This window comes from Kribbella sp. NBC_00382 (genome assembly GCF_036067295.1).
Lineage (GTDB): Bacteria > Actinomycetota > Actinomycetes > Propionibacteriales > Kribbellaceae > Kribbella.
This window is the reverse complement of sequence record NZ_CP107954.1, coordinates 3,563,791-3,575,916: the sequence shown is the minus strand read 5'-3', so window position 1 is coordinate 3,575,916 and position 12,126 is coordinate 3,563,791. Positions and strand designations below refer to the sequence as shown.

Sequence of the window (12,126 nt, the reverse complement as noted above, 5' to 3'; positions counted from 1 at the left end):
ATGCAACTGAAGCTGGGTCCGCTGCTCCGGTACGTCGACGAGACACGGGCGACCGTCTGGGTGGAGACCACCTCGGCGGGTGAGGTCGAAGTACTCGGGCACCGGGCCCAGACCTGGTCGGTGCACGGGCATCACTACGCGCTGGTACTGGTCGAAGGGCTGGAGCCGGCCAGCGCAACGCCGTACGAGGTGCATCTGGACGGCGTGAAGGCGTGGCCGCTGGCGGAGAGTCCCTACGGTCCGAGCGTGATCCGCACTCCTCGGGCCGACGGGACCTTCCGGCTGACCTTCGGGTCGTGCCGGCGGTCAGCGCCGTTCGACGAGCAGGGGTTCAAGGATTTCGGACCGGACGCGCTGGTGGCGCTGGCCGAGCGGATGTCATCGGGGGATGCGGACTGGCCTGATGCGGTGCTGTTGCTGGGTGATCAGGTGTACGCCGATGACCCGTCCGACGCTGTGCTGAAGAAGCTGCGGGCGGCGCACGGTGGCCGGCAGGGGTCCGAGGTGGCCGACGAGATCGGCAACTTCGAGGAGTACACCTGGCTGTACGACGATGCCTGGCTGAACCCCGCCGTCCGGTGGCTGTTCTCGACCGTGCCGCTGTGCATGCTGCTCGACGACCACGATCTGCGCGACGACTGGAACACCTCGCTGACCTGGCGACGGTGGATCACCGCGCAACCGTGGTGGCACGATCGCGTGGTCGGCGCCTACGCGTCGTACTGGGTCTACCAGCACCTCGGCAATCTGTCGCCGGAGCAGCTCGACAAGGATCCGACGTACGCCGCGATGCGCGGGCTGGACGACGAGGACGAGCGCAGCTCCTACCTCGACGCGTTCGCCTGGGAGGCGGACGAGGACCCGGTCTCCACCCGCTGGAGTTTCTACCGCGACTTCGGGGCGCGGTCTCGAGGCGTGCGACTGGTGGCGGTGGACTCCCGGTGCTCGCGGGAGCTGCAACCCGATCAGCGGGCGATGGTCGACGCGCACGAGTGGGAGTGGGTCCGCCGGCACACGATCGACGCGACCCAGCCGATCAACCATCTACTGCTCGCGTCCACGCTGCCGTTCCTGCTCACGCCGGGGCTGCATCACCTGGAGGGCTGGGACGAGGCGATCTCGTCAGGCGCCTGGGGTCCGCTCGGGGCCAGGCTGGGCGAGAAGATCCGGCAGGGCATGGATCTGGAGCACTGGGCGTCGTTCCGCCGGTCCTTCGACGACCTGACCGACCTGCTTGGCGATCTGGTTCGCTCGGAGAATCCGCCGAACTCGATCTTGATGCTGTCGGGTGACGTGCACTGCAGCTACCTGGCCGAGGCGTCGCTGACGGACGTCGAGCATCCCGGTACGGCGATCCGGCAACTGACGATGTCGCCGTTCCGCAATCCGGTTGGTTGGCATATCAGGCTGGCCAACAAACTGCTCGACAGTCGTGGATTGACGAAGGTTCTGCACGGACTGTCGCGGTCGGCCGGGGTGCGCGATGTGGCTGCTGGGTGGCGTACGGCGTACGGGCCGTGGTTCGAAAACGGCGTGATGACGGTGACCGTGTACGGCGAGGACGCGGCCGTCGACGTGGATCACGCGCGAATGGTGAACGGTCGGCAGGAGCTGACGAGCACGCTGCGTTACCGGGTCGCGCCTGAGGGTATGCAAGGGCCGCGACGGAGGTAAACCCTTACGCTCCGGGTTGGACCGGGTACTTTATGACAGTTTCGGGTAGAACAGATCACGGTTGGATCAAGGACGCTCCCGCCCCGAGCGCGTCCTCACCCCACGAGGAGGCTGACCGTGAAGTTCGCCCGTATCACCGCAGTACTCGGCACCGTAGGTCTGGCAGCGGCAGGACTGCTCGCCACCCAGGCGTCGGCCGCACCCGCCCCCATCCCGACCTTGTCGGCAGCAGCGATCACGTCCACGCTGAGCCAGCAGGCGTCGATCCCCGGTACCGCCTGGAGCACCCAGCCGGACGGCCGGATCATCGTCTCGTACGACAGCACCGTGACCGGCTCGAAGCTCGCGTCGCTGACCGGCGTCACCAAGCAGTTCGGCAGCCGGGTCACCCTGGAGAAGCTGTCCGGCAAGCTGACCAAGTACGTCAGCGGTGGCGACGCCATCTACGGCGGCCAGTACCGCTGCTCGCTGGGCTTCAACGTCCGCAGCGGCAGCACGTACTACTTCCTCACCGCCGGTCACTGCGGCAACATCGCCTCAACCTGGTACTCGAACTCGTCCCACACCACCACGATCGGGACCACCCAGGGTTCGAGCTTCCCGGGCAACGACTACGCCCTGGTGAAGTACCCGGCCGGCACCGTCCCGCCCGGGAACGTCGACCTCTACAACGGCAGCTTCCAGGACATCACCACGTCCGGCAACCCCACTGTCGGTCAAGCCGTCAAGCGCAGCGGTAGCACCACGCACGTGCACAGCGGCACGGTCCAGGCCCTGAACGCCACGGTGAACTACGCCGAGGGCACCGTCACCGGCCTGATCCGCACCAACGTCTGCGCCGAGGGTGGCGACTCCGGCGGCGCGCTGTTCGCCGGCACCAAGGCCCTGGGCCTGACCTCCGGCGGCAGCGGCAACTGCTCCTCCGGTGGTACGACCTTCTTCCAGCCGGTCCAGGAGGCGCTGAACGTCTACGGCGTGAGCGTCTACTGAGTCTGTGATTACCGGACGCCCCCTGCCACCTCGTGTGGCGGGGGGCGTTTGTCATAACCCGCGAGTTAGGTACGTACATAACATCGGCTCGGCCAGATGAGGGATGACCCTCACCTTCTGGAGTGATCCGAGTACGCACCGAAAGCCCGGGTAGGTCTCTCCTCGGTTAGGTCTAGGACGCGTCCGCCCCCGAATGCGTCCTCATCGTGAGGAGACTGACTATGCGTATATCCCGTACCGCGGCACTCCTGGCAACAGCCGGGCTCGTCGCCACCACCTCTCTGCTGGCCACCTCGGCCACCGCCGCGCCACCCGGTCCGGCGGCGATCAGCGCGACGCTGACGCGTGAAGCGTCGATCCCGGGCACCACCTGGGTGACCGACGCGAAGACCGGAGTCGTCACCGTCTCGTACGACGACACCGTCACCGGCTCGAAGCTCGACGCGCTGACCGGCGTCACCAAGCAGTTCGGTGGCAAGGTCAAGGTCGAGAAGATGCAGGGCAAGCTGTCCAAGAAACTCAGCGGCGGCGACGCCATCTATGGCGGCCAGTACCGCTGCTCGCTCGGCTTCAACGTCACCGACGGCAGCTCGTACTACTTCCTGACCGCCGGCCACTGCGGCAACATCGCGGCCACCTGGTACGCCGACGGCGCCCACACCCAGACGGTCGGCGACACTCAGGGCTCGAGCTTCCCCGGCAACGACTACGCCTTGGTGAAGTACCCGGCCGGTACGCCGGAACCGCCCGGCAACGTGGACCTCTACAACGGCTCGTTCCAGGAGATCACCTCGGCCGGTGACGCCACCGTCGGGCAGTCCGTCACCCGCAGCGGCAGCACCACCCAGGTCCACACCGGCACCGTCACCGGCATCAACGCCACCGTCAACTACGCCGAAGGCACCGTCACCGGCCTCATCCAGACCAACGTCTGCGCCGAGGGAGGCGACTCCGGCGGCGCCCTCTTCTCCGGCACCACCGCCCTAGGCCTGACCTCCGGCGGCTCCGGCGACTGCTCCTCCGGCGGCACCACCTACTTCCAGCCCGTCCCCGAAGCCCTCTCCACCTACAACGTCAACGTGTACTGACCGTTCTCTTCTGGTCTGCTTGAACACCAAGCGGCGACCTTGAACAGGTAATAACTTGTTCAAGGTCGCCGTTTGGTGTTCAAGGTCGCCAGATGTGGTTATCCCCAAGGGGAAAGTCAGGGCTGGTTGCGGTGGGGGTTGGGGGCACCTTGTTTGGTGTGAACAAGAAATTGCAGCGGGTGGTGCGCGAGCGGGGCGGGTGGTTCAGCCGGGCCGATGCATTGGAGGCCGCTTACACCGGCAGTGAGATTCGACTTCGACTCAAGCACGGACAGTGGAAACGCTTGTGCCGCGACGTGTACTACGAAGCCGGTGACTGGCCGGAGGACGAGTCGCCTTGGGCTCGTACGGAGCGACTGCACACTCTGATGGCGCGGGCTGTAGTCGGGCGGCTGGATGGTGAGGTGGTGATCAGCCATCAGTCAGCCACCTTGCTCCATGGGCTCCCAGCCTGGGGCCTGGACCACAGCAGGGTTCACGTGACGAGAACCGCGGGCCGGGCACGATCCGACCGTTCGGTTCAGGTCCATCGGACGGTACTCGCGACAGACGAGGTCTGCGACGTATTCGGTCTGCGGGTAACCGCTCCGGCCAGGGCAATCGTCGAGACAGCCTGTACTTCGTCGTACGAGGTCGGCGTCGTGTTGGCGGACGCGGCGCTACGGGCTGGAGTGGTGACGTCCGAAGAGCTGACCAGGATGGTCGACTACCTCGAGCACTGGCCCAGATCGCCGGCCGCCCGTGCCGCAGTCGCCTTCGCCGATGGAACGAGCGAGTCGGTGGGCGAGTCGCGGCTCCGGGTGCTGATGGCCAACGAAGGCCTGCCCACCCCTAGAACCCAAGTGGAGATCCACGATTCGGAAGGACGGCTTCTCGCGCGGGTCGATTTCCTTCTGCTCGACCACCTGATCGTCGAGTTCGACGGAGCTCTGAAGTACGAGAGCTCCAAGGCTCTGATAGCCGAGAAGTGGCGCGAAGACCGTCTCCGCGAAGAGGGCTACGCCTTCGCCCGCATCACCTGGGCCGACCTCGACCACCCCCAAGCAACCGCCGCCCGCCTCCGCCGCCTGCTCGGCGTACCGGCCTTGTCAGCTTGAACACCAAGAGGCGACCTTGAACAAGTTACTACCTGTTCAAGGTCGCCGTTTGGTGTTCAAGGTCGCCACGGATGGCTGGGATCAGCCGCGGCGGCGGGAGATTTCGTAGAGGGCTACGCCGGTGGCGATTCCCGCGTTGAGGGATTCGGTGGCGCTGGTCATCGGGATGGAGACGATGAGGTCGCAGTTTTCGCGGACCAGGCGGGCCAGGCCTTTGCCTTCGGAGCCGACTACCAGGACGATCGGCTCGGTGGCGGCTTCGAGGTCGGGGAGTTCTACCTCGCCGCCCATGTCGAGGCCGATGATCAGGAGACCGGCGTCCTTGTAGGACTTGAGGGCTCGGTTGAGGTTGGTGGCGCGGGCCACCGGGATGCGGGCCGCGGCGCCGGCTGAGGTCTTCCAGGCCGAGGCTGTCATCGAGGCGGTACGCCGCTCAGGAACCAGTACGCCGTGCGCGCCGAAAGCAGCCGCCGAACGCGTGATGGCGCCCAGGTTGCGCGGGTCCGTGACGCCGTCGAGGGCGACGATGAGCGGCACCTGGCCGGCGTCGTACGCCCGGGACAGCAGGTCGTCCGGGTGGGCGTACTCGTACGGCGGGATCTGGACCGCGAGGCCCTGGTGGGCGCCGTGGCTGGTCAGCCGGTCCATCTCGATCCGCGGCACCTCGAGCAGCGAGATGCCGTGCTCGGTGGCGATCAGCAGCGCCTCCCGCAGCCGGGCGTCGCGTTCGGTGCCCTCGGCAACATACAGCGCGTTGATCGGGACCCCTGCGCGCAGCGCCTCGACCACGGGGTTGCGGCCGTAGACCCACTCGACCGTCGCCTCGGTGTCCTTGCGGTCGGGACGGCGGCTGGTGGTGCGCTTCTCGGCGCGCTCCTTGGCCTTGGCCCGCTTGTGCGCTGGGTGCTTAGTGCGGTCGACCGCCTTCGGCGTCGGGCCTCTGCCTTCGAGGCCCTGCCGGACCCGACCGCCCGACCCGGCGGTCGGATTGCCGCGCTTCTTGCGGATCGCACCCTTGCGTTGACTACTGCCTGGCACTTCAGTTTCCTTCGGTTGATTCGGGCCCGGCGATCGTCCAGCGGGCACCCTGTGGGGTGTCCTCGACGACGACGCCGAGCGCCTTGAGCCGGTCGCGGATGTCGTCCGACGCGGCATAGTCCTTGCGTTCACGGGCGGCCTGCCGCTGCGCCAGCAGCGCCTTCACCAGGCCGTCCACCACCTCGGTGAGCTCCTCGGTGCCACCGGCACGCGAGGCCCACGGCTCGGCCAGCGGGTCGAGCCCGAGCACACCGAGCATGGCCCGTACTGCGGCCAGGTTCTCTTGCAGGGCAGGGGAATCGCCATCGGCGACCAGCTTGTTGCCGTCCCGCACGGTGTTGTGCAGTACTGCAACGGCGGCCGGCGTCCCCAGGTCGTCGTCCATCGCGTCGGCGAACGACTGCGGAACATCGGCGGCCGGCGAAACGCCACCGGTCACCTCGGTCGCGCGATCGACGTACCCCTCGATCCGCTGGAAGCTCGTCGCGGACTCCTCGAGCGCACCCATCGAGAACTCGACCACCGAACGGTAGTGCGAGCTCACCAGGTAGTAGCGCAGCTCGATCGGCCGCACCTGCTCGACCACGTTGCGCACGATCGCGCCGTTGCCGAGCGACTTCGACATCTTCTCGCCGGCCGCGGTGACGAGCGCGCTGTGCATCCAGAAGCGGGCGAACTTCTGCCCGACCGCCTTGGACTGGGCCAGTTCGTTCTCGTGGTGCGGGAAGCGCAGGTCGAGGCCGCCGCCGTGGATGTCGAACTCGGTGCCGAGGTACTTGCCGGCCATCGCCGAGCACTCCAGGTGCCAGCCCGGCCGGCCGTCGCCCCACGGGGTCGGCCACGAGGCCGTCTTCGGGGTGCCCTCGGTGTAGCCCTTCCAGAGCGCGAAGTCGCGGACGTCGCGCTTGCCGCGCGGGTCCGCGTCCTCGGCCGGATCCATGTCGTCGATCCGCTGGTTCGACAGCTCGCCGTACGACGGCCAGGACTTCACGTCGAAGTAGACGTCGCCGGAGCCGTCGGCCGCGGCGTACGCGTGCCCGCGCCTGATCAGCTCGTCGATCATCACGACCATCTCCGGGATGTGCCCGGTGGCCCGCGGCTCGTACGTCGGCGGACGGCAGCCCAGTACGTCGTACGCCCAGTGCAGTTCGCGCTCGAACTCGTAGGCGTGCGCCCACCACGGCACGCCGCGCTCGGCCGACTTGGCCAGGATCTTGTCGTCGATGTCAGTGACGTTCGCGATCACGGTGACGTCGTAGCCGGAGCGCTCCAGCCAGCGCCGGAGCACGTCGAACACGATCTCCTTGTAGATGTGCCCGACGTGCGGGGCACCCTGCACCGTCAGCCCACAGTGGTAGATCCCGACCTTGCCCGGCTGGACCGGCTCGAAATCCCTCACTGCTGCTGTCGCGGTGTCGTACAAGCGAAGTGTCACCGATCAAGGGTAACGGTGATCAGGGAGTGCTCTTGACAATTCTCCACAGGCAGTCCATTCGCCGTCCTTTCGATTCTCGTCAAATAGTCACTCGGATCTCAGATAGAGCGTTACTTTCCGCCAGCAGCGGAGTAGCGTCACGCAACGAGCGCTCTGTACCGCCCTCATCGCTCTCCGTGGAGGTTCCTCGTGAAATCCCTCGTCACGGGTGCCGCCGCCACCCTCGGCCTGCTACTGGCCCCGCTTGGCGCCGCCGCCCAAACCGCTCCTGAACCCGCCGCTCACCAGCCCACACCCACTGCCCGCCAGCACGGCATCACCAAAGCCGGTGACGCCTACATGGGCTGGCTGGCACCCACTACCGCCAGCCGATCCACTCAAGCCGCTCCCGCTGCAGTAGTGGAAGGCATCGACGTCTCCAGCCACCAGGGCAACGTCGACTGGGCCGGCCAGTGGAACGCAGGCAAGCGGTTCGCCTACAGCAAGGCCACCGAAGGCAACTACTACTCCAACCCGTACTTCGCCCAGCAGTACAACGGGTCCTACAACGTCGGGATGATCCGGGGCGCGTACCACTTCGCCACCCCGAACGACTCCAGCGGAGCCAACCAGGCCAACTACTTCGTCGACCGCGGCGGCGCCTGGTCCCGCGACGGCCGGACCCTGCCCGGTGCGCTCGACATCGAGTACAACCCGTACGGCGCTACTTGCTACGGGCTGAGCCAGGCCTCGATGGTCAGCTGGATCCGCGACTTCCTCAACACCTACAAGTCCCGTACCGGCCGCGACGCTGTCATCTACACCAACCTGGACTGGTGGACGCAGTGCACCGGCAACAGCGGCGCCTTCAACGCGACCAACCCGCTCTGGGTGGCGCGGTACAGCACGTCCCCGGGCACCCTGCCGGGCGGCTGGCCGTATTACACGATCTGGCAGTGGACCTCGTCCCCGCTCGATCAGAACCACTTCAACGGCGACCAGTCCCGGCTGGTGGCTCTCGCGAACGGCTAAATCGGGTTGCGGCGGTTTCATAGTCTCGATGGGTGACCTACGAACTGCCGATCGAGACTGACCGTCTGACTCTTCGCCGCTACCTCGAGACCGACTACGACGACCTGCTGAAGCTGCAGTCCAGTCCGGCTGTCACCAGGTTTCTGCTGTACGACCCGAAGACCCCCGAGCAGGTCAGGCAATCCCTCGCCGGCCGGCTGGCCGACGTACCGATGGACACCGACGGACAAGCGCTCACCGTCGCGGTGATCCTGCGGGAAACCGGCCAGCATGTCGGCGAGGTGACGCTGTTCGTGCACAGCGTCGAGCACAACTCCGGCGAGCTCGGCTTCGTCTTCCACCCGGACTTCCACGGCCGCGGGTACGCCGCAGAGGCGTCAGTCGAGCTGCTCCGGCTCGGCTTCGAGCAGCTCGGCTGGCACCGGATCATCGGCCGCCTCGACCACCGCAACACCGGCTCGGCCAAGCTGCTCGAGCGACTCGGGATGCGGCTGGAGGCGCACTTCGTCCGCAACGAGTTCCTCAAGGGCGAGTGGACCGACGAGCTGGTCTACGCCCTGCTGGCCGACGAATGGGCCTCTCGTAATAAAATAACCGAGTAGCGACACATCGCGGCACGCGTTCACCGCGACAGTGGGGCGGAGCGGGTCTACCGTCGAAAGATGACCGCCGCCCGCCCCCTTGCCGCCCTCATCACCGGTGTCGTCGCACTCAGCCTGACCGCCGGTACGAGCCTGGCCGCGCCGCCCCAGCAGCGCGAGATCACCTACCGCACGTGGACGTCGTCCGCCGACTTCCTCCAAGGCACCCGCTCCGGGACCACTGTCGTCAACGGCTCCCTGAGATTCGGCTCCGCCACCGGCACCACGTCGTACGTCGATCCGTTCGGCGACGGCACCGCCAAGGCCTACGAGCAGGCCAGCTGGGTCTCGCCCGAGGTGAAGACCAGCTACGGCCTCACCGAGCTGGTCGCCTCCTGGAACGCGACCACGCCGGCCGGGACCTGGCTCGAGGTCGCCATGTCGGGCCGCTCCGACGAGGGCACCACCACCAAGTGGTACGTGCTCGGCCGCTGGAACCGTGGCGACGACACCGCCGCCGGAGACATCCACCGCACCTCCGTGAGCGGCCAGAAGGACACCACCGGCACAGTCTCGGTCGACACCTTCGTAGCCGGCGCCGGCCGCTCCCTGGACCGCTGGCGCCTCAAGGTCACCCTCTACCGCCTAGCCGGTACTACGAAAGTCCCCGTACTCCAGTCAGTAGGAGCAATGGCCTCCCGCCTGCCCGCCGACGAGACAGTGCCCGTCAGCCGAGGCGGAGGCGCCTGGGGTCGGGTACTCGACGTACCGACGTACTCGCAAGAGACACACATCGGCCACTACCCACAGTGGGACGGTGGCGGCGAGGCCTGGTGCTCGGCGACGTCCACCGCGATGGTGCTCGACTACTACCGGCGTGGACCGAGTAAAGCCGAGACAGCCTGGGTGGACCCGACCGATCCCGATCCACAGGTCGATCACTCGGCCCGGTCGGTCTTCGACTACAAGTACGACGGTGCCGGCAACTGGCCCTTCAACACCGCGTACGCCGCCACCCGCGGGCTCGACGCGTTCGTCACCCGGCTGCGCTCGCTGACCGAGGCCGAGCAGTTCATCAAGGCCGGCATCCCCCTGGTCGCGTCGCTGTCCTTCGAGAAGGACGAACTGCCGGGCGCGGGCTACGGCACCAACGGTCACCTGATGGTGATCGTCGGCTTCGCGAAGAACGGCGACGTGGTGGTCAACGACCCGGCGTCGCACCTGATCAAGAGCAACGACGAGGTCCGGACTGTTTACAACCGGGCGGCCTTCGAGAACGCTTGGATCCCGCACTCGGGCGGGATCGTCTACGTGATCCACCCGGCGGCCAAGCGGCTGCCACCGAGGACCCACCAAGCCAACTGGTAACCCCACGAACAGGAACCGCCCGTATGCCGGGGGCGGCGTACGGGCGGTTCCGAAGTACTTATCGTGTGAAGAGAGCGCCAGTCAGGTTCGTCGTGAGGTTGCGGAGCGAGTCGGGCAGGTACTGCAGGTGCCAGCCCCGCGGGCCGCGGTACCAGTGGAAGCCCTCGTCCTCGTCCTCGTCCGTGTCAGTCGCGACCAGGGCGTCGATCCAGCGCTCGGAGCCGCCGAGCACAACGGCGTACGGGAGCGCGCGGGAGCAGAGCTCGGCGTGCTGGTCGGTGGGCAGTTCACTGACGTCCATCTCGAGCAGCTCGCCACGGATGGCGGCGACCTGGCCGAGGACACGGCCGGCAGCGGGTGCCTTCGCCGGCATGTGACGGCCGATGACGAGCAGGCCGACACCGACCGCGGTGACGGCGATGCCCGCCAGGCCCCAGGTCGAGGTCAGCGCCAGTGCGACGGTCAGGACGACGCCGATCGCGGTGACGGCGATACCGACGGTCGCCCAGAGCGAGCGGGTCCGGTCCGGCCGCTCGGTGAACCAGCCGCGCTTCACGACCCCGTCGTACAGGGCGTCCTGGACCAGGCCGAGGTTCGCGCGGACCTGGCGGCCGAGCTCGGAGACGAGCACCGAGTCGTTGTCGCCGAAGATCGCGCGGACCAGGACGTTCTCGTACCGCTGCAGCTCCTCGGCCGGTGCGTTCGGGACCCGGCGCAGCTCCCAGTCCGGCCGGGCGAACTCGGTCTCGTGCTCCAGCTCGGTGATCGTGAGGTGACCGCGGACGGCCAGGTCGATGATCGTGGCGGTGACGTCGACCGGGTCGATCCGCTCGTCGATCAGCGTGCCCACCTCACCGGGCCGCAGGTCGGCCGGCGGGGTGAAGTCGATCCGGGTGTCCTGACCGAGGCTGAACAACGACGCCGGTACTACGCGCCGCGGGTCCACCTGGTCACGCCCGCGCAACCGGTACAGCAGCAGCAAGGCGAGCGCGCCGAGCAGCAGTACCGCGAGTGCCGTGATCAGCTGCGCCGTGTCGGTCGAGAACGCCCGCTTGAACGTCTTGCGGTACTCCACGATCGAGTTGGCCGCGATCTGGCCCTCGGGGAAACCGACCGTCATCCGGATCGTGTTGCCCGGCGGCAGCCCGGTCTGCTTGAAGGTCGGGCCGGCCGTCTCGCCGATCTGCGCCAGCGTGCACGGGAAGTTGCTGTCGATCGCGCCGGCGAAGCAGGAGACGTGGCTGACCTCGGGGACGCTGTAGACGATGTTCGCGTCCTGCACGGTCATCGCCAGCCCGGTCAACGGCGAGAACTGCACCTCGGTGCCGTTCAGCGTGTCCGCGACCGCGCCCTTGACCGTGTAGCTGAACTCGAGCTCGCTGTCACCGGAGACGTCCGCGACGGCGATCGAGCTGATGTCACCGTTGGTGGTGAGCTCCTTGTTCTTCTCCGCGCCGCCGGACTTGACCTGCAGGTCCTCGATCTTCTGCACGTGGTCGACGTCGTCGGCGAGGTGCTCGCGAGTGACCACGAACCGGGTGAAGGTCCCGGTCACGTTGCTCAGCTTCCAGACCTCGACGACCTTCAGCGTGCCGTCCCGCTCGACCCTGATCGTGCTGTTGAAGTTGGTGACGACCGGATCGGCGGTAGTCGTCGCGCCAGCTGGTAGGCCGGTCAGAGCAAGGAAACCGAGGGCACACAGAGGTACCCCGAGCAGACGTCTACGCATCGCCCAATCACACCGTATCGAGAGGGTCAGAGCCTTGCGGCCGGCGGCCGGGGCAGAACTTCACTGGTTGCAGACCGCACCATACCGGGTCTGAGCCGGGGCTCCGATAGCGTCG

10 protein-coding genes are annotated in these 12,126 nt (G+C 67.3%); 7 read left to right on the top strand and 3 right to left on the bottom strand.

Going from position 1 to position 12,126, the window contains the following annotated elements:
* The 4 genes from OHA70_RS17480 (at position 1) to OHA70_RS17465 (ending at position 4,849) form a co-directional block, all read left to right on the top strand.
* A complete protein-coding gene (locus OHA70_RS17480) occupies positions 1–1,674 on the top strand; it encodes a DUF7800 domain-containing protein (protein ID WP_328333794.1) in 1,674 nt (557 codons plus the stop codon).
* 117 nt (positions 1,675–1,791) lie between these two features.
* A complete protein-coding gene (locus tag OHA70_RS17475) occupies positions 1,792–2,664 on the top strand; it encodes a S1 family peptidase (protein WP_328333792.1) in 873 nt (290 codons plus the stop codon).
* A 221-nt stretch (positions 2,665–2,885) separates the two neighbouring features.
* On the top strand, positions 2,886–3,752 hold the full coding sequence (locus OHA70_RS17470; RefSeq protein ID WP_328333790.1) for a S1 family peptidase: 867 nt from the start codon (positions 2,886–2,888) through the stop codon (positions 3,750–3,752).
* 158 nt (positions 3,753–3,910) lie between these two features.
* Positions 3,911–4,849 (top strand): hypothetical protein, encoded by a 939-nt coding sequence (locus OHA70_RS17465; protein ID WP_328333788.1) that lies wholly within the window; start codon positions 3,911–3,913, stop codon positions 4,847–4,849.
* Between the two features lie 81 nt (positions 4,850–4,930).
* Here OHA70_RS17465 and rlmB read toward each other — a convergent pair whose 3' ends face one another.
* Positions 4,931–5,887, bottom strand: a complete 957-nt coding sequence (gene rlmB, locus OHA70_RS17460) for a 23S rRNA (guanosine(2251)-2'-O)-methyltransferase RlmB (RefSeq protein ID WP_328333786.1) — start codon at positions 5,885–5,887, stop codon at positions 4,931–4,933.
* A gap of 1 nt (position 5,888) precedes the next feature.
* On the bottom strand, positions 5,889–7,322 hold the full coding sequence (cysS, locus tag OHA70_RS17455; protein WP_328333784.1) for a cysteine--tRNA ligase: 1,434 nt from the start codon (positions 7,320–7,322) through the stop codon (positions 5,889–5,891).
* 189 nt (positions 7,323–7,511) lie between these two features.
* Here cysS and OHA70_RS17450 point away from each other — a divergent pair, with 189 nt between their 5' ends.
* Genes OHA70_RS17450 through OHA70_RS17440 form a run of 3 tightly spaced genes read left to right on the top strand, consistent with a single transcriptional unit; the run spans position 7,512 to position 10,282 of the window.
* A complete protein-coding gene (locus OHA70_RS17450) occupies positions 7,512–8,333 on the top strand; it encodes a lysozyme (RefSeq protein WP_328333783.1) in 822 nt (273 codons plus the stop codon).
* A 32-nt stretch (positions 8,334–8,365) separates the two neighbouring features.
* Positions 8,366–8,935, top strand: a complete 570-nt coding sequence (locus tag OHA70_RS17445) for a GNAT family N-acetyltransferase (protein ID WP_328333782.1) — start codon at positions 8,366–8,368, stop codon at positions 8,933–8,935.
* A gap of 60 nt (positions 8,936–8,995) precedes the next feature.
* Positions 8,996–10,282: a C39 family peptidase gene (locus tag OHA70_RS17440; RefSeq protein WP_328333781.1), complete on the top strand. Its 1,287-nt coding sequence runs from the start codon at positions 8,996–8,998 to the stop codon at positions 10,280–10,282.
* 58 nt (positions 10,283–10,340) lie between these two features.
* Here OHA70_RS17440 and OHA70_RS17435 read toward each other — a convergent pair whose 3' ends face one another.
* Positions 10,341–12,011, bottom strand: a complete 1,671-nt coding sequence (locus tag OHA70_RS17435; RefSeq protein WP_328333780.1) for a DUF2207 domain-containing protein — start codon at positions 12,009–12,011, stop codon at positions 10,341–10,343.
* Positions 12,012–12,126 lie beyond the last annotated feature (115 nt).